This window comes from Streptomyces sp. SLBN-31 (assembly GCF_006715395.1).
Lineage (GTDB): Bacteria > Actinomycetota > Actinomycetes > Streptomycetales > Streptomycetaceae > Streptomyces.
Map to the genome: position 1 here is coordinate 3,142,054 of NZ_VFNC01000001.1, position 22,210 is coordinate 3,164,263.

22 protein-coding genes are annotated in these 22,210 nt (G+C 72.8%); 10 read left to right on the forward strand and 12 right to left on the reverse strand.

The features are described 5' to 3' along the window. Positions 1 to 63: 63 nt before the first annotated feature. From FBY22_RS14475 to FBY22_RS14495, 5 genes are all read left to right on the forward strand, one after another. A complete protein-coding gene (locus tag FBY22_RS14475) occupies positions 64 to 1,656 on the forward strand; it encodes a serine/threonine-protein kinase (protein ID WP_142145733.1) in 1,593 nt (530 codons plus the stop codon). Positions 1,657 to 1,765: 109 nt separating this feature from the next. After that, a complete protein-coding gene (locus FBY22_RS14480) occupies positions 1,766 to 2,941 on the forward strand; it encodes a serine hydrolase (RefSeq protein ID WP_142145735.1) in 1,176 nt (391 codons plus the stop codon). 81 nt (positions 2,942 to 3,022) lie between these two features. Further along, positions 3,023 to 4,663, forward strand: a complete 1,641-nt coding sequence (pgm, locus tag FBY22_RS14485; RefSeq protein ID WP_142145737.1) for a phosphoglucomutase (alpha-D-glucose-1,6-bisphosphate-dependent) — start codon at positions 3,023 to 3,025, stop codon at positions 4,661 to 4,663. A gap of 137 nt (positions 4,664 to 4,800) precedes the next feature. After that, the gene (locus FBY22_RS14490; RefSeq protein ID WP_142145739.1) at positions 4,801 to 5,631 is read left to right on the forward strand and encodes a PP2C family protein-serine/threonine phosphatase; all 831 of its coding nucleotides are present in this window, start codon (positions 4,801 to 4,803) and stop codon (positions 5,629 to 5,631) included. 69 nt (positions 5,632 to 5,700) lie between these two features. Beyond that, entirely contained in the window at positions 5,701 to 6,720 is a 1,020-nt protein-coding gene (locus tag FBY22_RS14495) for an MASE1 domain-containing protein (protein ID WP_142145741.1), read from the forward strand. On the opposite strand, the gene FBY22_RS14500 is transcribed toward FBY22_RS14495, so the two are convergent. The 3 genes from FBY22_RS14500 to FBY22_RS14510 form a co-directional block, all read right to left on the reverse strand. After that, positions 6,702 to 7,169 (reverse strand): hypothetical protein, encoded by a 468-nt coding sequence (locus FBY22_RS14500; protein WP_142145743.1) that lies wholly within the window; start codon positions 7,167 to 7,169, stop codon positions 6,702 to 6,704. The genes FBY22_RS14495 and FBY22_RS14500 overlap by 19 nt on opposite strands. A 114-nt stretch (positions 7,170 to 7,283) precedes the next feature. Continuing rightward, a complete protein-coding gene (locus tag FBY22_RS14505; protein WP_142145745.1) occupies positions 7,284 to 7,670 on the reverse strand; it encodes a helix-turn-helix transcriptional regulator in 387 nt (128 codons plus the stop codon). Positions 7,671 to 7,864: 194 nt separating this feature from the next. After that, positions 7,865 to 8,239 carry a hypothetical protein gene (locus tag FBY22_RS14510; protein ID WP_142145747.1) on the reverse strand — a complete coding sequence of 125 codons (375 nt, stop codon included), beginning with the start codon at positions 8,237 to 8,239 and terminating at the stop codon, positions 7,865 to 7,867. Between the two features lie 307 nt (positions 8,240 to 8,546). Here FBY22_RS14510 and FBY22_RS14515 point away from each other — a divergent pair, with 307 nt between their 5' ends. After that, positions 8,547 to 8,960 (forward strand): SRPBCC family protein, encoded by a 414-nt coding sequence (locus tag FBY22_RS14515; RefSeq protein ID WP_142145749.1) that lies wholly within the window; start codon positions 8,547 to 8,549, stop codon positions 8,958 to 8,960. Between the two features lie 24 nt (positions 8,961 to 8,984). On the opposite strand, the gene FBY22_RS14520 is transcribed toward FBY22_RS14515, so the two are convergent. From FBY22_RS14520 to FBY22_RS14540, 5 genes are read right to left on the reverse strand one after another with little or no spacing between them, the layout of a single operon-like run. Further along, complete coding sequence (locus FBY22_RS14520) at positions 8,985 to 10,451, reverse strand: HAD-IA family hydrolase (RefSeq protein WP_142145751.1); 1,467 nt, start codon at positions 10,449 to 10,451, stop codon at positions 8,985 to 8,987. Positions 10,452 to 10,502: 51 nt separating this feature from the next. Beyond that, a complete protein-coding gene (locus FBY22_RS14525) occupies positions 10,503 to 11,579 on the reverse strand; it encodes an ABC transporter ATP-binding protein (protein WP_142145752.1) in 1,077 nt (358 codons plus the stop codon). Positions 11,580 to 11,582: 3 nt separating this feature from the next. Beyond that, on the reverse strand, positions 11,583 to 12,398 hold the full coding sequence (locus FBY22_RS14530) for an ABC transporter permease (protein ID WP_142145754.1): 816 nt from the start codon (positions 12,396 to 12,398) through the stop codon (positions 11,583 to 11,585). Further along, positions 12,386 to 13,285, reverse strand: coding sequence for an ABC transporter permease subunit (locus FBY22_RS14535; protein WP_142145756.1), 900 nt, complete (start codon positions 13,283 to 13,285; stop codon positions 12,386 to 12,388). Before FBY22_RS14535 ends, FBY22_RS14530 begins: the two co-directional genes overlap by 13 nt. Beyond that, entirely contained in the window at positions 13,282 to 14,433 is a 1,152-nt protein-coding gene (locus tag FBY22_RS14540; RefSeq protein ID WP_142145758.1) for an ABC transporter substrate-binding protein, read from the reverse strand. The genes FBY22_RS14535 and FBY22_RS14540 overlap by 4 nt, the downstream gene beginning before the upstream one ends. Before the next feature lie 212 nt (positions 14,434 to 14,645). Here FBY22_RS14540 and FBY22_RS14545 point away from each other — a divergent pair, with 212 nt between their 5' ends. Continuing rightward, on the forward strand, positions 14,646 to 15,386 hold the full coding sequence (locus FBY22_RS14545; RefSeq protein WP_142145760.1) for a GntR family transcriptional regulator: 741 nt from the start codon (positions 14,646 to 14,648) through the stop codon (positions 15,384 to 15,386). A 16-nt stretch (positions 15,387 to 15,402) separates the two neighbouring features. Here the strand turns inward: FBY22_RS14545 and FBY22_RS14550 are convergent, their stop codons facing one another. Next, entirely contained in the window at positions 15,403 to 16,047 is a 645-nt protein-coding gene (locus FBY22_RS14550) for a hypothetical protein (RefSeq protein WP_142145762.1), read from the reverse strand. A 21-nt stretch (positions 16,048 to 16,068) separates the two neighbouring features. After that, positions 16,069 to 16,788, reverse strand: coding sequence for an FAD binding domain-containing protein (locus FBY22_RS14555; protein ID WP_142147627.1), 720 nt, complete (start codon positions 16,786 to 16,788; stop codon positions 16,069 to 16,071). Positions 16,789 to 16,981: 193 nt separating this feature from the next. On the opposite strand from FBY22_RS14555, the gene FBY22_RS14560 reads away from it, so the two are divergent. Next, positions 16,982 to 17,662 (forward strand): dienelactone hydrolase family protein, encoded by a 681-nt coding sequence (locus FBY22_RS14560; RefSeq protein WP_313905396.1) that lies wholly within the window; start codon positions 16,982 to 16,984, stop codon positions 17,660 to 17,662. Between the two features lie 10 nt (positions 17,663 to 17,672). On the opposite strand, the gene FBY22_RS14565 is transcribed toward FBY22_RS14560, so the two are convergent. Further along, positions 17,673 to 18,998, reverse strand: a complete 1,326-nt coding sequence (locus FBY22_RS14565; RefSeq protein ID WP_142145766.1) for an alpha/beta fold hydrolase — start codon at positions 18,996 to 18,998, stop codon at positions 17,673 to 17,675. A gap of 306 nt (positions 18,999 to 19,304) precedes the next feature. Between FBY22_RS14565 and FBY22_RS14570 the strand changes: the two genes are divergently transcribed. After that, positions 19,305 to 20,780 carry an MFS transporter gene (locus FBY22_RS14570; protein ID WP_142145768.1) on the forward strand — a complete coding sequence of 492 codons (1,476 nt, stop codon included), beginning with the start codon at positions 19,305 to 19,307 and terminating at the stop codon, positions 20,778 to 20,780. 53 nt (positions 20,781 to 20,833) lie between these two features. Here the strand turns inward: FBY22_RS14570 and FBY22_RS14575 are convergent, their stop codons facing one another. Then, positions 20,834 to 21,208: an ATP-binding protein gene (locus FBY22_RS14575; protein ID WP_260844838.1), complete on the reverse strand. Its 375-nt coding sequence runs from the start codon at positions 21,206 to 21,208 to the stop codon at positions 20,834 to 20,836. A 359-nt stretch (positions 21,209 to 21,567) separates the two neighbouring features. On the opposite strand from FBY22_RS14575, the gene FBY22_RS14580 reads away from it, so the two are divergent. Further along, positions 21,568 to 22,143 (forward strand): hypothetical protein, encoded by a 576-nt coding sequence (locus FBY22_RS14580; protein WP_142145770.1) that lies wholly within the window; start codon positions 21,568 to 21,570, stop codon positions 22,141 to 22,143. The last annotated feature ends 67 nt before the right edge of the window (positions 22,144 to 22,210 follow it).

The window sequence follows — 22,210 nt, forward strand, 5'->3', positions numbered from 1 at the left end:
GCCCCGCACCGGACCTCCGGTGCGGGGCACGGGTTGTCCGAGGCGTCCCTTAAGCTCCTCGCCATGAACGACGGGGACAGCGGCAGACGCATCGTCGACGACCGCTTCGAGTTGCAGACCAGGCTCGGTGGCGGCGGCATGGGCACGGTCTGGCGCGCCCGCGACCTGCTGCTGCACCGCGCCGTGGCCGTCAAGGAGGTCCGCCCCGCGGACCCCGACCTCGCCGAGTACGACCCGGACAGCGCGCGGATGCTCCGCGACCGGGTGCTGCGCGAGGCCCGCGCCCTGGCCAGGGTCCAGCACCCGAACGTCGTGACGATCCACCACATCGTCGACGGCGGACCGGGCACCTATCCGTGGATCGTCATGGAACTCGTCGAGGGCGGCTCGCTCGCCGACCGGCTGGCCCGCGGGCCCATGGCACCCGCCGAGGCCGCTCGCATCGGCCGCGGGGTGCTCGACGCCCTGCGCGCCGCGCACGCCGCGGGCGTCCAGCACCGCGACGTCAAGCCCGCCAACGTGCTGCTGCGCACGGACGGCCGCCCCGTGCTCACGGACTTCGGGATCGCCGCCGTCCGCGAGGCCACCGCCCTGACCGCGACCGGCTCGATCATCGGCACCCCCGACTACATGGCACCGGAACGGGTGACGGGCGGCGACGGCGGCCCCGCGGCGGACCTGTGGTCGCTGGCGATGATGCTGTACGTGGCCGTCGAGGGCCACCACCCGCTGCGGCGCGGCACGACCCTGGCCACGCTGGCCGCCGTACTCCACGAAGAGGTACCGCCGCCCAAGCAGGCCGGGTCGCTGACGCACGTACTCGAACGCGTGCTGGTGCGGGACCCCGCGGCGCGGCCGGGCGCCGAGGCGATCGACGCCCTGCTCGCCTCGGCCGCGCAGGACCCCGGCGGTCCCGGCACGACGTCCTACCCGCTCGCGCCTCCGCGACCGCCGTCGACGCCGCTGTCGTCCGAGACCGTCGTCGCCCGCCCCGGACGCCCGCGCCGTGCGGTGATCGCCTCCGTCGCGGCCGGCGCCGTGCTGGTGGGCGGGGTGACCTGGCTGGCCCTGTCCGGCGGCGACAAGGGCGACGGCCCGTCGGGGTCCGCGGGACCGGGCGGGCATACGACGGCGTCGCACAGCCCGACGCCCACGAAACCGTCGGCCTCGGCGGCGCCCGGCGGGGCGTCGAAGCTCGCGACCGGCATGCTCACGCCCACCGCCATCCGAAAAGCACTGAAGGCCATCGAGGACGAGACCGGCAGGAACACCTTCGGCGACTTCAAGGTCTACCCCCAGTACGTGTCGGCGGAGGCGATGGTCCCGGGCAGCCGGACACGCTACGACACCTACACCTATCGCCCGGCGAGCGGAGTCGAGAAGGGCATCATCAAGGGCACGCTGACAAGCGGCGACACCCCGGTGAGCCGGAAGAACTACAACTGGGACGCCGTGCCCGGCCTGCTCGCAGTCGCCGAGAAGAAACTCCATGTCGACAAGCCGACACTCACCTACCTTTTGACGCAGATCCCGGGAAGCATCTTCGACGAGCCTGCCTCGATCCGGGTCTACCTCACCAACGACTACGGCGAGACCGGCTACCTGGAGGCCACCCCGCAGGGCAAGGTCACGAAGCTGTACCCGGCCGACGCGTGACGGCCGGAGGAGTGCCGTTCGGCCGGATGCAGCAGCACCGCAGGGCGCGGGTCCGGACGAGCGGCAAGGCTGGGTCCGCACCGCAGTCCCGCCCCCGCCTGGAGCGCCCATGCCCCGCCGCTTCACCGTCCGTTCCCGACTACTGATCTCCGGCTGCCTCGCGCTCTGCGTCACGGCCCTCGGCCCGGCCGCGACCGGCACCGCAGCGACCCCCGCCCCGCACCACGACGATCTGTGGCGCCAGGCCGAGCAGCTCACGCACGAGCCCGGCGGACCGCCCGGCGTCATCGCCGTACTGCGCCGGGACCGCGAGACCCGCGTCGTCCGCGCGGGCGTCGCCGACCTCGCCACCGGCCGCCGCCCGACCTCCGACGACCACATGCGCATCGCCAGCACGGCGAAGGCCTTCAGCGGCGCGGTCGCGCTGACCCTGGTCGACCAGCACGCCCTGCGGCTGGACGACACCATCGGCAAGCGGCTTCCCCAACTCCCGCGTGCCTGGGCCTCAGTGACTTTGCGTCAGTTGCTCGCCCACACCAGTGGTCTGCCGGACTACACCACCTCGCCCGTGTTCCGCAGTATCCTCGCGGCCGATCCCCACCACCAGTTCGACTCCCGGCGGCTGCTCGACTTCGTCGCCGACCGGCCCCTGGAGTTCCCCCCGGGAAGCCGCTACCACTACTCCAACTCCGACAACATCGCCGTCGCCCTCATGGCGGAGGCCGCCACCGGCACCCCGTACGAACAGCTTCTGCGCGACCTCGTCTACCGCCCGCTGCACCTGCGCCACACGAGCCTGCCCCAGGGCTACCGCATCCCCGAGCCCTATCTGCACGGCTACGACGTGACCCCGCCCGCGCCCCCGCAGGACGTCAGCGAACTCCTCGGCGCCTCGGGCTCCTGGGCGTCGGGAGGCATCATCTCCACCCCCGCCGACATGACCCGCTTCATCCGCGGCTACGCGGGCGGGCGCCTGTACGGTCCGGACGTCGTACGGCAGCAACGGCACTGGATCGCCGGCGCCTCCGAGCCCGCCGGTCCCGGGAGCAACTCCGCCGGACTGGCCCTGTTCCGCTACACCACCCGGTGCGGTGTCGTCCTCGGGCACACCGGTAACTTCCCCGGCTACACCCAGCTCATCGCCGCGACCCCGGACGGCCGCCGCTCCCTGACCTTCTCCGTCACCACCCAGATCAACGAGGCGCTGAAGCCGGACCTGTTGCGGCGGCTGCGCGCCGTTCAGGAGAACTTCGTCTGCGCGCTGCTCGGCCGGCCCGGGCACTGACCCGCTCTCGCTGCGTGCCGCCCCGGCGAGGGAAGATGGGGCGGCAAGCAGTTTGGACAACCGATGTGGAGGAGCGGGCACATGCAGCACGAGCGAGCGGGCCGCCCGGCCGGCCCCGAGGACCTCGTCGACGTCGCCCGGCTGGTCACCGCGTACTACGCGCTGCACCCGGACCCGAGCGACCCGGGTCAGCGGGTCGCGTTCGGCACGTCAGGGCACCGCGGATCGTCCCTGACGACCGCGTTCAACGAGGACCACATCGCCGCCACCAGCCAGGCGATCTGCGAGTACCGCGCAGGGCAGGGCACCGACGGGCCGCTCTTCCTTGGCGCCGACACCCACGCCCTGTCCGAGCCCGCCCGGGTCACCGCCCTGGAGGTGTTCGCGGCCAACGGCGTCACCGTGCTCATCGACAGCGCCGACGGCTACACGCCCACCCCCGCCGTCTCGCACGCCATCCTCACCCACAACCGCGGCCGGGCCTCCGGCCTGGCCGACGGCGTGGTGGTCACCCCCTCGCACAACCCGCCCGCCGACGGCGGCTTCAAGTACAACCCGCCCAGCGGCGGACCGGCCGGCTCGGACGCCACCTCCTGGATCCAGGACCGGGCCAACGAGATCATCGCCGGCGGTCTGAAGGACGTGCTGCGCATCCCGTACACCCGGGCGCTGGCGGCCGAGACCACCCGCCGCCACGACTACCTCGGCGCCTACGTCGCCGACCTGCCGCACGTCCTCGACCTGGACGCCGTACGCTCCGCCGGAATCCGCATCGGCGCCGACCCGCTCGGCGGGGCGTCCGTCGCCTACTGGGGCCGCATCGCCGAGCAGCACCGCCTCGACCTGACCGTGGTCAACCCGCTCGCCGACCCCACCTGGCGGTTCATGACGCTGGACTGGGACGGCAAGATCCGCATGGACTGCTCCTCGCCCTACGCGATGGCCTCGCTGATCGAGCAGCGCGACCGCTTCCAGATCGCGACCGGCAACGACGCCGACGCCGACCGGCACGGCATCGTCACCCCCGACGCCGGCCTGATGAACCCCAACCACTACCTCGCCGTCGCGATCTCCTACCTCTACAGCCACCGCGAGCAGTGGCCCGCGCAGGCCGGCATCGGCAAGACCCTGGTGTCGTCCGGCATGATCGACCGGGTCGCCGCCGACCTGGGACGACGGCTGGTCGAGGTGCCCGTCGGGTTCAAGTGGTTCGTGGACGGCCTCGTCGACGGCTCCATCTGCTTCGGCGGGGAGGAGTCGGCGGGCGCGTCCTTCCTGCGCCGGGACGGCTCGGTGTGGACCACGGACAAGGACGGCATCATCCTGGCGCTGCTCGCCTCCGAGATCACCGCGGTCACCGGGAAGACGCCGTCGGAGCACTACGCCGTCATGACGGAACGCTTCGGCGAACCCGCCTACGCGCGCATCGACGCCCCAGCGACACGGGAGGAGAAGGCGCTGCTGGGCAAGCTCTCCCCGGCGCAGGTCACCGCCGACACCCTCGCCGGGGAGGCGGTCACCGGAGTGCTCACCGAGGCGCCCGGCAACGGCGCGTCCATCGGCGGCATCAAGGTGACCACCGAGAACGCGTGGTTCGCGGCCCGTCCCTCCGGCACGGAGGACGTGTACAAGATCTACGCCGAGTCCTTCCGCGGGCCCGAGCACCTCGCGCAGGTGCAGGACGAGGCGAAGGACGTGGTCATGGCGGCGCTGGGCGGCTGACCCGGCGTCCTTGTACCGGGGGCGGACCGACGCGAGGCCGTCGGGCCGCCCCCGCTTGTCGCTGTCATCCGCTTAAATATGAATTCGGGGGTTCTGCCCTGAAGGGGCCACGGCCCACGCCCCCGCCGGAGTGATCGATGTCCACCATGCGCGACGCGGAGGACGGCGACGAACTGCTCGCCCGCCTCGGTTCGCTGACCGCCCAGGCGCGCGAGCTCGCCGAGGTGCAGCGTTCCCGCGTCGAGCTGGCCATCGCCCTCCAGCGCGGCATGCTGCCCCGGGACCTGCCCATCGCCCGCGGTTTCCAACTGGCCGTCCGCTACGCCCCCGCCTACCACGGCCTCAACGTGGGCGGCGACTGGTACGACGTCTTCACCCTGCCCGACGGGCACATCGGCCTGTCCATCGGCGACGTCCAGGGCCACAACATCGAGGCGGCCGCCTTCATGGGGCAGGTCCGGGTCGGACTGCGCGCCCTCGCCTCCGTGACCAGCGAGCCAGGAGAGCTGCTGTCCCGGACCAACGACCTGCTGCTGTCCCTCGGCACCGACCTCTTCGCCACCTGCACCTTCATGCGCCTCGACCCGTCCACCGGGGTCCTGGAGAGCGCCCGGGCCGGGCACATCCCGCACATCTGGGCCACCGCCGACGGACGGTCCGGCATCGCCGACGGCGAGGGCGGCCCGCCGCTGGGCATCGTGGCGGGCGTCGACTTCCCGGTCACCCGGTCGCGGCTCACCACCGGCGGCGTCTTCGTCCTGCTCACGGACGGCGTGGTCGAGGGACCCTCCCTGAGCGTCGACGACGGCCTCGAGCAGGTGGTCCGCCTCGCCGGCATGGCCGCGGTCGCCGGCATGGAGGCGGGCGCACTCGCCGCCGCGGTGATGAAGGTCGCCGAACGGGTGGGACACGAGGACGACGCGGCGGTCCTGGTGGTCGGCCACGACGGAGTCGCGACGCGACCATAGGCGCCCTCGGGCGGGCGGGGAACATCGCTCGCCTCGCACAGGCGGCTCGGTCGGTGTGTGATGGCAGGTGTGGTGGGAAACGAGGATCTGCGCCGAGCGGCCGGCCACGCCCTCCTGCTGACGGCCGTCGCCGCCTGTTACTTCGCCGCCGGACGGCTGGGCCTGATGCGGCAGCTGGTGGTGGACGGCGCCGTGGTCACGCCCGTCTGGCCGCCCACCGGCGTCGCGGTCGCCTGCCTGCTGCTGTTCGGGATGCGCGCCTGGCCCGGCATCGCACTGGGCGCCCTGCTGGTCGTCATGTCGATCACCTCGATCCAGCCGACCGTCATCGGCACCCTGGTGGGCAATACCGCCGCCCCCGTGTGCGCCTACTACCTGCTGTGCCGGGTGGGCTTCCGCACGGACCTCGCCCGACTGCGGGACGGCTTCGCCCTGGTGTTCCTCGGGGCCCTGACCGCCATGCTGGTCAGCGCGACGGCCGGCGCCGGCCTGCTGGTCCTCACCGGCAAGCTCGCCTCCGGCAGCTTCTGGCTCGTCTGGGCGACCTGGTACGCCGGCGATGCCATGGGCGTCCTGATCGTCGCCCCCGTCCTGCTCGTGCTGTGGCGGGCGCGCCGGCTGCCGCACACGCCCCGCTGGAAGGAGGCCGTGGGCCTGGCCCTCGTCGCCGGCGGCCTCATCCCCTTCGCCACCCGGAGCGACGTCAGCCTGCTGTTCCTCGTCTACCCGCTGGTGATCTGGGCCGCGCTGCGCTTCCAGCTGGCCGGCGGCATGCTGTGCGCCGCCCTGGCCTCCGTCATGGCCACGCTGGCCGCCACGGACCAGGTCGGGCCCTTCGCCCGGATGAGTCGCATCGAAGTGATGATCAAGCTCCAGGCCTTCAACGGCGCGATAGCCCTGACCGCCCTCCTGCTGTCGGCGGTGATCACCGAACAGCTCCACACCAGGCGCTCGGTGGAACAGGCCTGCAGGGAACTGGTCGAGGTTCTGGAACACCTCACCGCCGGCGAGTCCCTGCAGGGCCGCTCGCCTCTGGACGCGGGCGACCAGGGCTCACGCGAGGAGAGGGATCAGTCCCACAGCGGATAGACCACCGTCCGCGGGAAGGAGCGCGGCCGGTCGGTGTCGTAGACGAGGGTCATCCGCGTGTAGTGCCGCAGCCGCGGGTGCTTCTTCCACGGCTGCGCGTGGTCCAGCCGTACGACGACGGGGTAGGCGTGGAACCGGCCGGCCGCGCAGTACGGCTTGCAGTCGTTGACCCAGTTCACGCCCTGCGCCTTCGCCGCGTTCCGGCCCCACGTCGTCCAACGCAGCGACGCCAGGCGGCTGTTGCCGTCCCCGCAGGCGAGCATGAAGTCCGCCGGGCGGACCCGGGCGTGCCAGAAGCAGTCGACGAGCACCGGACCGGTCGCCGGCCGTGCGGCCTGCGCGGCGGCTACGGACGCGGCCCGGGCCGCCGAGGGAGGTGCCGTTGCCGCCGCCGTGAGCGACGCGGCGAAACACAGGGCGACCGCCGTACTGATTACCTGTCCGCGCATGACCGCTCCCGAGCGCGAGCCACCATCGTCCGTCCCCGATTCGACGCTACGGCCGGGCGCGCGGATCCACCACTCGGGCGGAGCAACGCGCCGTCGGCGGTCTTCCGCCCGCCGTCAGACACGGCCGCTCGTGGACACCGGCGGGGGACTCGTGGGCACCGGCGGGGGAGAGGTGTCGGCCTGCCGCAGCTCGGCCAGGAGTTCGTTCTGCCCGGCCAGCAGCTCGGTCAGGATCCGGCGGGCCGCGCGCAGCAGTTCGGCGACGTCACCGCCCGCGAGGGCGTAGGTGACGGTGGAGCCCTCCCGGATGGACACCACGATCCCGGAGCGGCGCAGCACGGCCAGTTGCTGCGAGAGGCTGGACGGTTCGATCTCGATGTCGGCCAGCAGGTCCCGCACCGGGACCGGACCGTGCTGGAGCAGTTCCAGGACCCGGATGCGCACGGGATGCCCGAGCATGCGGAAGAAATCCGCCTTGGCCTGGTAGAGGGGGACCTGCATCAGTGCTCTCTCCCTGCCGGGTCGGGTGCGGTTGCCATGGAGCGGCGGCCCCGAGGGCGCCGCCGCGGCTGCCCTTCGGAACCGATCCTGGCCGCCCGGGGCCGTGCGCAGGCACGAATTGGGATCATGCTGATGTGGTGAGTTGAAGAAGTCTTCACATCATGGGCGCACGACACCCGGACGCCGGAGGACCTTTAGACCTCGAGCTGTTCCTCGACGCGCTTGAGCTGGTGGCGGGCCATCGCCAGGTTGGAGCGCTCCTTGTCGAGTACGAGGTACAGGAACAGGCCGTTGCCGTTGCGGCCGGCGACCAGCCGGATCAGGTGGTACTGCCGGTCGAGCGTGATCAGGATGTCCTCGATCCCGCTCTTGAGCCCCAACTGCTCCATCGTGCGCACCTTGGCCCGGATCACATCGGTGTTGCCGGCCGCCGCGACCGTCAGGTCGAGGTCCTTGCTGCCGCCCAGTGTGCCCAGGGCCATTCCGCTGGTGTAGTCGACGACCGCGGCCCCCACCGATCCCTCGACCCCGGCCATCATTTCCTTCAGTGACACTTCCACGCCCGCCATGGCGCCCACCCCTTCGCAATGCGTTGTCGGCTGTGACGGACCGACGGCCCGCCCGGTCCTCGGAAGGTAGGCGCGGAGCCGGGGCGCGGGACGCGAGTCTCCGGGACTGACGGATGATGGACGGGAAACGACGCCGGAAGACCGTTCGGACAGCGGTAACTGGCGTACCGGGGAGACAACTTGTCGTCCGGCACCCGAGTCGGGGCATCCCGTCCGCCCTCGCCGGCCGATGCCGAGGCCGTGGGTTCAACCTCCTCAAAAGGGGCACGCGTCGTGTGCTGCGCCACGATCGCGGAGGTGATGAACGATGACCGAGTACGAACGCTCCCGCACGATGCCCGCCCTGCCGGAGCACGTCTTCGACCAGGCGGCCAACGTCGACCAGCTGGACAGCTGGCTGCCGGGCGAGCTGCACGTGCGCCCCGACGACCCGCCGGCGGTCACCGTCCACGAGGACGGCACGGACCACGACACACCCGCGCTCCTGCGGCAGCGCCGCGACCAGATGCGCCTGGAGTGGGGCACCCGGGAGGACGGCGGCTACGCCGGCTGGCTCCAGGTCGCCGGCCTGGACACCGGCACCAGCGAGGTGACCGTGCACCTGTCCTTCTTCGAGGACGCCCACGACCCGGGGGAGGCGGCGGCGTGCGAGGCCCTCGACCACAGCCTGGAGCGGCTGGAGGAGCAGGTGCGTCTGCGGGTCGACAACGCCGCCGGGTGACGGCGTCCGGGCGCTCGGCCCCGGTCAGTCCGGCGGGTTCAGCTCGAACGTCGTGAGCACGGCGGCGTGGTCCGAGGGCCAGTCGTTGCCGGCGACATCGGGCCAGGGGCGCGGGACGCCGGTGACGACCGTGCGGGAGTCGAGGACCCGCAGGCCGCGCCCGTTGTGCAGTACGTAGTCGATCCGGTCCTGCGGCTCCGGCAACGAGGGGTCGTCCTCGTGCCGCGGGTGGACCGGCGACCAGGTGTGGCCCGGGTCGCGCACCGGGTCGGGACGGGCCTCCCGGTAGGAGTCGCGCAGCCCGGCCTCCTCGGCCGCCCTGGTCACCGGCCAGTCGACGTCCGTCCGGTCGAGGTGGGAAGGGCAGTTGAAGTCGCCGGTGAGGACGACGGGCGTGGTCGCGCCCGCCGCCTCGGCGATCTGCCGCAGGGCCTGCCGCAGCTGGGCAAGCCGCACGTTCTCGTGGGCGATCAGCTCGTCCGGCCCCAGCCCGTCGAAGGCGGCCTCGTAGGGTCCGTACGGTGTGTAGTGCAAGTGGGCCGTCCACACGTCGAGTTCGTGCGTGCCGCCGAGGCGGATGCGGGCGCCGGCCGCCCCGTAGAAACCGACGGCCGGATCGCCCAGGGCGGCCGTGATCGGGTGGCGGCTGATGATGCCGAGGTTTTCGCCCGCCTGGTGGTGGTGCCAGCCCAGCGCCTCGGCGAGTTCCCGGGCCGCCGTGCCGGCCGTCTCCTGCAGGCCCACCACGTCGGCCTCGGTGTCGAGGATGACCTTGAGCTGCTTGGCGCGGTGGTCGTCGACCATCGTGCCGCCGTACCAGAGGTTCCAGCTCAGCACGCGCAGCCGCGGCCGGACCAGGCCCCGCAGCCGTTCCGCGGTCACTTCCTCCAGGCTGGTCACGACCGTCCGCCCGGGGGCCGCCTCGATGGGGGCGAGCGACGGCACCGCGAGGACCGCACAGCCCGCCGCCTCGGCGGAACTGACGCCGGTGGGCGTGTCCTCGACGGCCACGCAGCGGGCCGGTTCGACGCCGAGGGCGCGGCAGGCGGCGAGGTAGGGGTCGGGGGCGGGCTTGGTGCTTGCGGTGTCGTCGGCGGTGACCGACACCCGGAAGCGGTCGGCGCCCAGCACGGCCAGCACGCTGTCGGCGACGGACCGCGGCGAGGCGGTGACCAGGGCGATCGGGACGCCGTCCCGGGCGAGGGCGTCCAGCAGGGCAAGGGCGCCCGGGCGGGGCACGATGCCGGTGCGGACGCGGTCGGTGAACTCGCGGTGCAGCCGGTCGGCCGGCCCGGACGTGCCGGTGAGCCGGCCCAGCCAGTCGGCGGTGTGCTCGACGGGCCGGCCGAGCACCTCCGGCTGGTCGGCCTCGGTCAGCGGCCGGCCGAGGCCCGTGGCGACGTCCTGCACCGCCTCCCACCACAGCCGCTCGGTGTCGACGAGCGTGCCGTCCATGTCGAACAGGACGGCCTGGAGCGGGGGTCGGGTCACGGTCTCTTCTTTCGTGTGTGTGGGGGGTGTGCCGGGAGGCGGGGGGTGTCCTCACGCCGTTCGTTCGGCGACCAGCACCGGCCGCTCGGGCAGCGACACCCGTACGGCGGCGCCGGCGCCCAGCGCGGCGGCCTCGTGCGTGGACAGGTCGGCCTTTACCTCGGTGCCGTCGGCGAGGCGCACGGTCAGCCGGGTGGAGGCGCCGAGGAAGGCGGTGGCGATCACCGTCGCCCCGCCGGTGGCGTCCGCCTCGACGCGTACGGCCTCGGGCCGCACCAGGACGTCGACCTCCGACACCTGCGGCAGCGTGCCCTCGGCGGGCAGCCGCATCCCGAGGACCTCGACCGTGCCCGCGTCCAGGTGCCCCGGTATGCGGCTCATGGTGCCCACGAACTCGGCGACGAAGGCCGTCGCGGGCCGCCCGTACAACTCCGCGGGCTCGGCGCACTGTTCCAGTCGGCCCGCGTGCATCACGGCGACCCGGTCGGCGATCGACAGGGCCTCCTCCTGGTCGTGCGTGACGAACAGAGTGGTGATGCCGAGCTCCTGCTGCAGCCGGCGGATCTCCTCGCGCAGCGTGAGGCGCACCTTGGCGTCCAGCGCGGACAGCGGCTCGTCCAGCAGCAGGACCCGGGGTCGCAGGGCGAGCGCGCGGGCGAGCGCGATGCGCTGCTGCTGACCGCCGGAGAGCTGGTGCGGGAACCGGTCGCCCTTGTCGGCGAGCCCGATCAGCTCCAGCAACTCGGCTGCGCGGGACCGGCGTTCGGCGGTGCCCACCTTGCGCATGCGCAGCCCGAAGGCGACGTTGTCGAGCGCGTTCAGATGCGGAAAGAGGCTGTACGACTGAAAGACCATCCCGGCGTCGCGCCGGTGGGCCGGCACGTCGGTGACGTCCTTGCCGTCGACCAGCACCTCTCCGGCGTCGGGGTGTTCGAACCCGGCGAGCATGCGCAACGCGGTGGTCTTGCCGCACCCGGACGGGCCGAGCAGCGCCAGGAACTCCCCGGGGCGTACGGTCAGGTCGAGCCCGTCCAGGGCGACGGTGGCACCGAACTCCCGGCGCAGACCGCGGAATTCGACGGTGGCGGCCTTGTCGACGGCGGCCTTCTCAAGCGTGGTGGCGGTCATGGTTCATCCCCGGGACGAAGCGGTACGGGTACGGCCGCCGACACCGGCGAGCGCGAGGAGCAGGGCCCATGTGACGAGCAGGCTGAGCACGGACACGGCGACGGACAGCTGGGCCTGCGAGCCGCCGACGCTGTAGATCCACACGGCGAACGGCTGGAAGCCCAGCAGCTGGGCCACGGTGAACTCGCCGAGGACCAGCGCGAGGGTCAGGAACGCCGCGTTCAGCAGCGCCCCGCGCAGGTTGGGCAGCACCGTTCGCAGCAGAGCCTGCGGCCAGCTCGCGCCGCAGCTGCGGGCGGCCTCGACGAGGGTGCGCACGTCGATCGCGCGCAGCCCGGCGTCCAGCGCCCGGTGCGCGAACGGCAACGCCATCACCACGTACGCCAGGATCAGCACGAACGGGAAGCTCGGGTTCTGGATCGCCACGAACGTCTCGAACAGAGGCGTTCGGGATAGGTAGTCGGGGCCCCACTTCAGGACCGTGGAGATCCCGGCGACAAAGGCGATCGGCGGGACCACAAGCGGCAGTTGGCAGACGACCTCGACCACCGGGCGCAGCCGGGGCGCGCCGAGCCGCAGGGCCACCATGGCGGGCACCATCAGCAGCAGCACGATCGCGATGGTCGCCAGTGCCAGCTCCAGCGAGAGCAGCAGGCTGGAGACGAAGCCGTCGGCGGAGACGATCTGCGTGTAGGCGTCGAATGTGACGCCCTGGCCGGGCACGTCCACGGTGAAGATCACCGACGAGGCCAGCGGCACCAGGAAGTACAGCGCGGCCAGGCCGAGGACGACCCAGCGCCACGGGTTCAGGCGAGCCATCGCGCGCTCCGTCGTTGCAGGGGCAGGTACACGGCCATGACCAGGCCCGCGACCAGGACCATGTCGAGGCTGAGGGCGAGCGCCACGTTCTCCTGGCCGACGAGGACGTTGCCGGAGATGGCGTCGGCGATCTGCAGCGTCACCAGCGGCACCGAACTGCCCACCATCGCCGCGGCGGTGGCGTACGCGGCGAACGCGCTGCCGAACAGCAGCACGAACCCGCCCAGCAGCGAGGGCAGCAGCACGGGCAGGGCGACGTGCAGCCAGTACTGCACGGTGGTGGCCCCGTTGTTCTGCGCGGCCTCCCGCCACTGCGCGCGCAGGCCCTCCAGGGCCGGCGTGATGGTGAGCACCATCAGCGGGATGAGGAAGTACAGATAGACGATGACCAGGCCCCAGAAGCTGTAGAGGTCCCAGCCAGCCTTCGACAGGCCCAGGTGCCGGGTCAGCACGCCGGCGTTGCCGAGCGTGGCGACGAAGGCGAAGGCCAGCGGGATGCCGCCGAAGTTGGCGAGCACGCCGGACGCGGTGAGCACGGCGTCGCGCAGCGCCCGGAACCGGGACGTGACCACGACCTGGGCGAGCGGCAGCCCGAGCACCGTGCCGATGCCGGCGGAGACGGCCGACAGCTTGACGCTGCCGAGCAGCGCGGTCAGATAGGCGCCGTGCAGGGACGTGGTCAGGTTCTCGGCGCTGTACGAACTGGTCCCGGTGGCCGGGTCCTTGACGCTGAAGGCGCCGTCGAGCATGGCGACCGCCGGTACCCCGAAGGCGATCGCGGTGAACACGAGCAGCGGGACGACGGCCAGCCAGCCGGGGGCACGGCGCCGCCGCTTCACCGAGGTGACCGGCGGCGCCACGTCCACGCCAGTGAGGGTCGCCGTCATCCGCTGACGGCCTTCGCCCAGCCCTGCGCGATGACCGTCTTGGCCTTGGACTGCTGGGCCTCGGTCGGGAAGGAGGGCGTGCCGGAGACCTTCGGCAGCTTGGCGGCGGCCGCCTTGTCGAGGGTGCCGGCCGTGTCCATGGCCGTCATCAGTGCCGGGCGGGCGTAGCCCTTGAGCCACAGGTTCTGACCCTCGGCGCTGTACAGGTACTCCTGCCACAGGCGGGCGGCCGCCGGGTGCGGGGCGCCCTTGTTGACGGCCTGGGAGTAGTACTGCGAGAACTTGCCGTCGGTGGGCACCGCCACCTTCCAGTCGACGCCCTTGGACTTGAACTCGTCGGCGTAACCGGCGTTGAGGTAGTCCCAGTCGATGCTGATCGGCGTCTCGCCCTTCTCGACGGTCGCCGGGGTGGACTCCACGGGCGTGTAGTTGCCGTTCTTCTTCAGCTTGGCGAAGAAGTCCAGGCCGGGCTGGACGTCGTCGAAGGAGCCGCCGCTCGCGAGCGCGGCCGCGTACACGCCGCCGAAGGCCGAACCGGACTTGGTCGGGTTGCCGTTGAGGGCGACCTGGCCTTTGTACTGCGGCTTGAGCAGGTCCGCGAAGGTGGTCGGACAGGCCTTGACCCGCTTGGCGTCGCAGCCGATGGAGATGTAGCCGCCGTAGTCGTTGTACCAGCGGGCCTGCGGGTCCTTCTGGCCGGCCGGGATGTCGGCGTAGGAGGCGACCTTGTACGGGGCGAGCAGGCCCTGCTGGGCGGCGCTGAGGGCGAAGGAGGAGCCCAGGTCGAGGACGTCCGGGGCGCGGTCCTGGCCCTTGCGGGAGGTCACGGCGTTGATCTCGTCCTGGCTGGAGCCGTCGGGGTTCTCCACCTGGATCCTGATGCCGTACTTCTTCTGGAAGCCGTCGATGAGGGCACCGTAGTTGGCCCAGTCGCGGGGCAGCGCGATGGCGTGCAGCGTGCCCTCCTTCTTCGCCGCGGCCACCAGCTTGGACATGCCGCCGAAGTCGGCGGCGGAGGTGGCGGTGGCGGCGCTCTTGCCGTCGGCGGTGGTCGACGCGTTGTCGGGGGCGGCGCCGCAGGCGCTCAGGGCGAGCGCGGCGACGACGGCGAGGGAGCAGGCCAGAGCGGCTGTTCTCGGCTGGGACACGGGGACTCCAGAAGGGGGCGCAGGGGACGCACAAAGACTGAGAACTTGTCTGAACAAGTTGGCCTCAGTAATGCTGCCTGTGGTGACGCCTTCGTAAACAGTGGCGAAATTGTGACCTGTCATTCCCCGTACAGTTCGGGGAGAGCGCGATCGATCGCCGGCCTCGTTTAGGGTGGTCACGCTGTGCACAGCAGCAGACTCGGAGGGGCACGGTGGCGACGCGACACGAGGAGATCGCCGACGAACTGCGGCGGGCGATCGACCGCGAGGAGTACACGGTGGGCAGCAGGCTGCCGCCCGAGACGGAGCTCGCCGCCCACTACGGCGTCTCGCGCGGCACCGTCCGCCAGGCCGTCGCCGCGCTGACCGCCGAGGGACTCATCGGCTCCCGGCAGGGCGCCCGCCGGGTCGTCCTCGCCGGCCGCCGCAGCCAGAGCTTCGCCGAACTGCGCAGCTTCGCCCAGTGGGCGCGCGCGATGGGCCGCGAGGCGACCGGCCATGTCGTGTCCCAGGGGTACCTGCCCGCCACCGCCCAGGACGCCTCCCGTCTCCAACTGCGCGAGGGGACGCAGGTGTTGCACGTCCTGCGGGTGCGCGGGCTGGACGGCGAACCGGTTCTGGTGGAGCGCACCGTGTACGCCGACTGGATCTCACCCGCCGTCGAGACCGTCGACCCCGACGCGGCCTCCGTCACCCAACTGCTGTACGAGAGCACCGGTCTCGTCTTCGCCTATGGCGAGCACGTCATCGACGCCGTCGCGGCGAGCGCGCAGGACGCCGAACTCCTCGGCATTCGCCGCACCAGCCCGCTGCTGCGCGTGCGGCGTGTGACCACGACCCGGGAGGGACGCCCGGTGGAGTGGTCGGACGACCGCTACCGCTCGGACGCCGTCAGCTTCAGCGTGCACAACTCCATCGACAACAACGCCCTCGCCCGCAAGACGGCCGACTGACCACCGGGCCGCGGATTCACGCCCCGCCGGGCCGCACGCCCGCGGGCAGGACCGGTCGCCGCCACCACCGCCGTACCGCAGGGGAGACGCGCTCGCGCTCGTACCCGGTGTGGATGACGAACGCCTCGATCACCTGCGCGGCCGGCCGGTGCGGGGCGAGCGCCATCAGCACCGCGTTCCCCGTGCCCGACAACGGTGGTGCCACCAAGGCGACTTCGTCCCCGGAGCGCAGCCGCAGCAGAGCCGCGCGCAGCCGGTGCTCGTCCCCGGGCACGGGTCGCAGGCGGGAGAACAGCGGGTCCTGGGGCGGCGGGTACAGCCGCACGTGCGCCAGCAGCCGCCCGCTGCGGTACTCATCCCAGCGCTCCAACGCCAGGCTCCGGTACGGCGGTTCCAGCCACGGCCGCAGCGCGTCCAGGCGCTGGAGCAGCCGTCGCAGGAAGTCCCGGACGGCCGCTTCGCCGTGCGGCTGCCAGGACAGATCGTCCTCCCAGACCGGTGCGGCCAGCGCCGCCTCGATGTCGGCGTACTGCTCCTCGACCGTGAGGTCGTAGAAGGGCCGCTCCAGGACCATGGCCGCGATGCGCTCGACCTCGCCGCCGTCCAACTCCCGGCTGAACTGCACGCAGTAGAGGACCGCGGTGACCACCCCGAGACGCATGCGTCCAGTATGCCGGTGGCGCTACCGCGCCAGCCGTGCCAGCAATTCGGTGACGTGCCCGCGCACGACCTCCCAGCCCGTCTCGTGCAGCGAGCCGACGGCCGTCTCCCGGAGACGGTCCAGGGCCTGCCCGGCACCGTCGCCACCCGCGATGTCGGCGGCGAGCACGTCGTAGCCCTCGCGCACCGCGACGCGCACACGGTCCGGCCCTTCCTCCCCGGCGCGCACCGCGGCCGCGACGACCAGTGGCGGCGGACCGCCCGCCTCCCCCTCCAGCTTGCGGTAGCCGCTGATCAGTGGCTCGGACCAGTGGAGGCTGAGCAACAGGTGCTGTTTGGCGAGGACTTCGGCCAGATCGGTCTCGAAGACCCGGTCCCGCTCCAGCACCGTCGCGCGGGCGTCCAGCACCAGGGCGGCGGGCAGCAGGCAGCGCAACGTGCTGCCGACGATGTTGCCCCCGACGGTGGCCGTCCGGCGCACGGCACCGGTCCCCACCTGGGCGGCGGCCTGCCGGAGCACCTCCGGGACCCGTTCGTCGATCCGGTTCAGCACCACCGCGGCGCCCAGCCTGCCGCGCTCGACCACATTGGCCTCCGGCAGATTGCGCAGTGACATGGCCTGCTCGGGGAAGCCGTCGCGTTGCCAGCCCGCCCACACCAGCGTGGCCCCGCCGACGGGCACCGCCCCTTCGGCGACGCACTCCTGAGCTTCGGACACGGACTCGGGCAGACGCAACAGCACGGAGCCGACCTGCTTTCTCGACGGGGTGGAGCTCAGGTACGCGATGTCCCGGCCGAGCGGCCGCCGACACGGCACATCCTCCCCGTGGTGGTGCGGGCGCATGCAGGGCTCATTGGTCTGTGCGTGCGCCCCGCCCCGCGGAGGGGCGGGCACCGGGGTCCGGCGCTCCGCGGGGATGGGGCATGGTGGGAGGGTGCAACGCAACGAGTCCGCGCTGATCGTGCGGCACGCCCCGCAGCAGTCCGTCTCCGCCGCGATCGTGACGCTGCACGGCGGCCAGGAGGTGAGCCGCCGCGCGGTGCGCCCCTGGCAGCCGGCCGCGCTCCGTATGCACCCGGTGCTGCGGGCGGCCGCCGCGGCGGTGCCCCCGGACGCCCTGCTGGGGCAGGTCCGCTACCGCTACCGGGGGTGGAACACCGGCGATCCGGCCGACGACGCCCTGCGCGCGCTCGACGAACTCGCGGAGCTGGCCGAGGCCCCGCGGGTCGTCCTCGTCGGACACTCGATGGGAGCCAGGGCCGCCCTGCGCGCCGCCTGTCACCCGCTGGTGCGGGGCGTGCTGGCGCTGGCGCCCTGGTGCCCGCCCGCGGACCCCGTCGCCCACCTCGGCGACGTGCGGATCGTGCTCGTGCACGGAGACCACGACCGGGTGTGTGCGCCCGCCGAGTCGGCGGACTTCGTGCGCCGGGCCCGGGCCGCGGGCACGCCGGCCGGCATGGTGACGGTCCGCGGCGGGGACCACGCGATGCTCCGGCGCAGCGGCGCCTGGCACCGGGCCACGGCCGAGCTGGTCGCCCAGCTGCTGCGGCCGGACCCCGGCCCCGGCGGGCTGGCCGCCGAGGCCTGCGCCGCGGACGGCGCCGTACTGCTGTAGTGCGGGCGCCTCAGGAAAGCCCGGGCAGGCTCGCGCAGTTGGAGGTGGCCGGCTTGGCCTCCAGCCGGTCGGTCAGCCAGGAGATGGCGTCGCCCTGGTCGGTGAGCAGCGGGGTGACGTGATTGAGCAGCGCGCTGCCCAGGTCGAGCTGGCCGATCGGCTTGTACGTCACGTCGGCCCCCTTGGCACACCAGTCGGCGGCGAGGCGGCGTGCCTGGGCGTGCGGGACGAGGTTGTCCCTGGTCCCGGTGGCCACCCGGACCGGCGAGGCCGGCTTCATCCTGCCGATGCGCTGGTCGGCCAGGAAGTTCCGCAGGGCCGGCTCCGAGGCGATGATGTCGCTGAGGGACGAGCCGTCCGTGGTCCACTTCGTGCTGTGCGCGCCGCCGTAGGAGAACAGCGCGTCCCCCACGCACATGGTCGACAGATCCTTCAGCGCCGCCCGTCCCGCCGCGTTGAGGTGGGCGTCGGCGATCGGCACCAGCGCGGGGTCGGACTGCAGGAAGCCGTTGACCGACCAGCCCAGCGCGCCCGCGAGTTCGCTGCCGTCGATGGCCTTGGTCACCTCGACCAGGTCGGCCGGCGGGGCGCCCGCGTAGGTGCCGGAGAGGGTGACGTCGGGGGCGTAGGTGGGCTGGAGTTCGGCGGCGGCCGCGGTGGCCCCGCCGCCCTGGCTGTAGCCGTACAGGCCCACGCGGGACGCGGAGGTGATCGACGACCCGGGGAGGGAGCGTGCGGCGCGGACGGCGTCGAGCACGGCGTGGGCCTCGTCGACCCGGTTGACGTAGGTGTGCAGCCGGTCGGTGGCGCCGAGCCCGGCGTAGTCGGTGACGACGACGGCGACGCCCTCGGACAGCAGGCGGTAGGCCGCCAGGTCCTCGTAACCGACCGACACCGTCTGGCCGTTGAGAAACAGCGGGTGCTCGAGGCCGAGGGAGGCCGAGCACTGGTCGCCCTGCCCCAGGGTGCCGGGGGCCAGGGCGACCAGCGGCCGGTCTCCGCTGCCCTTCCAGGCGGCGGTCGGTTCGATGTAGGCGCCGGTGACCGCCATCGGACGGCCGGTGGAGTCCGTCGACTTGTACATCAGCCGGGTCGCCTTCCCCGGCAGCGGGCCGTCGACGCGGGGCAGGCTCAGCGCGAGGGGGAGCGGCTCGCTGCGCACGAGTGCGCCGTCGGCCGACGGCAGGGCGGCGGGCGGGTTGTAGAACTCGGGGATCGTGACGCCACGGGAGACGACGGCGTCGGTCTGCGACGCCGATGCGGCGGGCACGGCGGTGGCGCCGAGACACGCTGCGGTGGTGACGGCCAGGGCGAGCTGGCGTGCGGAAACGGGCATGACGAGCCTCCGGTGCGAGGGGAGGCCGAGCCTCGGTCTGCGGCTCGGGCGGCGGCTGATGACCTGGTGGGGCAGGTGCCGACGGCACGAGAGCACGGTCGTCCCACCGCACCCCGCACCGTTCTTAGACGAAGTGTCAGGACGGTACCGAGGCCGGTGTTACCGGGGGTAGCCCCTGGAAGGTTACGGTTCAGTAATTTAGCCGCGGACGAGCCCTGCGGGTCGCACGTGCCTCCGAGCCGGTGATTCGCGGCGGATTCGGGAACCCTCCCCGGACCGGATACGTGATCGGGCGAAGGAGGCACCGTGCCGACGCACACGGACGGCGGGAGCGACCCCAGGCGGTGGAAGGCCCTGTGGGTGACCCTGGTGGCGGGGTTCATGAGCCTGCTGGACGTGACGATCGTCGCCGTGGCACTGCCGTCCATGCAGCGGGACCTGCACGCGAGCGCGCCCGCCATCCAGTGGGTGGTCTCCGGCTACGCCCTCGCCTTCGCGCTGGTCCTGGTGACCGCCGGGCGGATCGGCGACGCAGTGGGCAGGCACCGCATCTTCCTGGCGGCCCTCACCGCCTTCGTGCTGTGCAGCGCCGCGGCCGGCGCCGCCCCCACCATCACCTTCCTCATCGCCGCCCGCATCGCCCAGGGCGTCGCCGCGGGCTGCCTGGCCCCGCAGAACTCCGCACTGATCCAGCAGATGTTCCGCGGAGCCGAACGCGGCCGCGCCTTCGGTCTGTTCGGTGCGACCGTGGGTATCTCCAGCGCCGTCGGCCCCGTCGTCGGCGGACTCATCCTCGCCCTGGCCGACGGCCCCCAGGGCTGGCGCTGGATCTTCTACGTCAACGTCCCGGTCGGCGCCATCGCCCTGCTGCTCGGCATCCGCCTGCTGCCCAGGGCGGTCCCCGGGCGCCGTGAGCGCCTCGATCTGGGCGGCGTCGCGCTCCTGGGCTGCGGCGTCCTGGCGCTGATGCTGCCGCTGGTGCTGGCCGAGTCCGGCGGCGTACGGCACCTGTGGTGGCTGTTCGTCGTGGGCCCCGCGCTCCTGGTGGCCTTCGTCCGCTGGGAACGCCGGGTCGCGGACCGCGAGGGGCAGCCCCTGCTGGACCCGCGGTTGCTGACCGAGACCCGCGGCTACGGCGTCGGCGCCGCCATCGCCACCCTCTACTTCGTCGGCTTCAGCGGTGTGTGGCTGGTCTTCGCCCTCTTCTTCCAGAACGGACTGGACTACTCGCCGCTGCGGTCGGGCCTGGCGGTGACGCCGTTCGCGCTGGGCTCGGCGCTGGCCGCGGCGGTGGCGGGCCGGCTGGTGGACCGGCTGGGCCGGCTGCTGACCGTGTGCGGACTCGCCGGCGTGACCCTCGGCCTGGGCGGCACCGCGCTGATCCTGTGGCTGGCGCCGAAAGGCCTGGCCGTCTGGCTCACCCCGCCCGTCCTGTTCGTCGGCGGTCTGGGCGGCGGCTGTGTCATCTCGCCCAACGTCACGATGACGCTCAGGGAGGTGCCGGTGCGTATGGCGGGTGCGGCCGGCGGCGCCCTGCAGACCGGGCAGCGGCTGGGCGGGGCCGTCGGGACGGCCGCGCTGCCCGGCCTGTTCTACGTCGTGCTGGGCGCCCGCGGACACGACTACCACCTCGCCGTGGCGACCTCCGTCGGCCTCGGCGTCCTGCCCGTGGTGTGCTCCCTGGCCCTCGCGGTGCACGACTGGCGGCGCGACCGCCGGGGCGAGGACGCGCCGTGCCCGCCCGAGGTGTCACACAGTCATCTGCACGCGGGCCAGGGGTGATGCCAGGAGGGGGGCGCCGTGGGTGCGGGTACCGGGCGGAGGTGTCCCGTCGGTCAGACGGGAAGCGCCAGAACGGCGCGCACGCGCTTGCCGCCCCCGGTGACCGAGCTGACGTCCAGACGCTGGGCAAGGCAGCGCACCATGGCGAGGCCGCGCCCGCTCTCGCCGTCGGCGGTGAACGGACGGATCCGGGGCGGGACCGGGTTGTCGTCGTAGACCTCGACGGTCACCCGGCCGTCCGTCATCTGCAGGCGCAGGCGGCAGCCGCTCTTGCCGTGCTCGGTGGCGTTGGCGACCAGCTCGGACACGACGAGTTTCACGTCGTCGATCCGCTCGGCCGTGACAGACGTCGCCCTGTGACGGGGGTGGGTGAGGAATCTGGAGGTCAGCCCCCGGGCCCGGCCGGCCGACGCGGCCTCGTCGGACAACAGGTACTCCACTCGCACGGAACGCCGATGGGTACGCCCCTGCGCACGCATCGCGGATCACATCCCCTCCAGGCGCATCCGGTATCCCCGCGGTCTGTCCGCCCACCGGGGCCGCGGCACCTCGCGCGCGGCCGGCCCTGTCCAGTCCTGATGCCCCGAGCGGGAGATCGTCAATCCCTCCCGTCGCACCGCTCTCAACGCCCTTGACCCCGCGTGGAGTTGGCGGCCCCCGTGCGGACGGTGGGCGAGGTCCGGCGATCGGGCCGGTTGCCGGAAATCCGGCCACGCGCGCGGGCGGCGTGCGGCATTCTCGGATCTCCGGGTGTCGCGGGGCGGCCCCGGGAGGAAGGGGAGTGGCCGTGGCGTGGCGCACCGAGGAGTTCGGCGACTCGCACGAGGGCATCGTCGGCGCGGTCCTCGCGGACGGCGGCGAGCCCGCGCCGGTGTACTTCGACATCGGCGGTGGCGGCGCGGGCCGGGAGACCCGCGAGCTGTGGGCCTACGACGGGCGACTCGGTCGGCCCGAGGCGGCCGCCTTCCGCGCCGCCTGCGCGTGTGGCTGGCGGGGCGAGAGCCATCCGCTCGACGGGCAGCGGATTCCCGAGGACCCTCTGGACGACCTCGACACCTCGGCCGCCTTCGACGACTGGCGCGAGCACATCCGGGCGGTCGAACGGCAGACGGTGCCCCTGCCCGAGGAAGTCACCGACCTTGTGCGGCGGCTCGACGAACGGCTGACCGTCCTCGCCGACCAGGCACCGGTCGCCGCCCTGAAGTCGGTGGCCGCCCTGGAACGCCTGTCCCGCCGCATCGGCCAGGAGGCCGCGTACGCCGCCCGGGCCGACGAACTCGCGCCCGAGGCGATCGGCAGGGCGCTCGGCATCACCCCGACCGCCGCCGAAGCCCGCCTCTCCCACTACCTCCTGCCGGGCTGATCGACGCCCCCCGGACAGGCGGCGTCCGACGCACGGTTTCCATGCGGTTTCCGCCGTATTGATACGG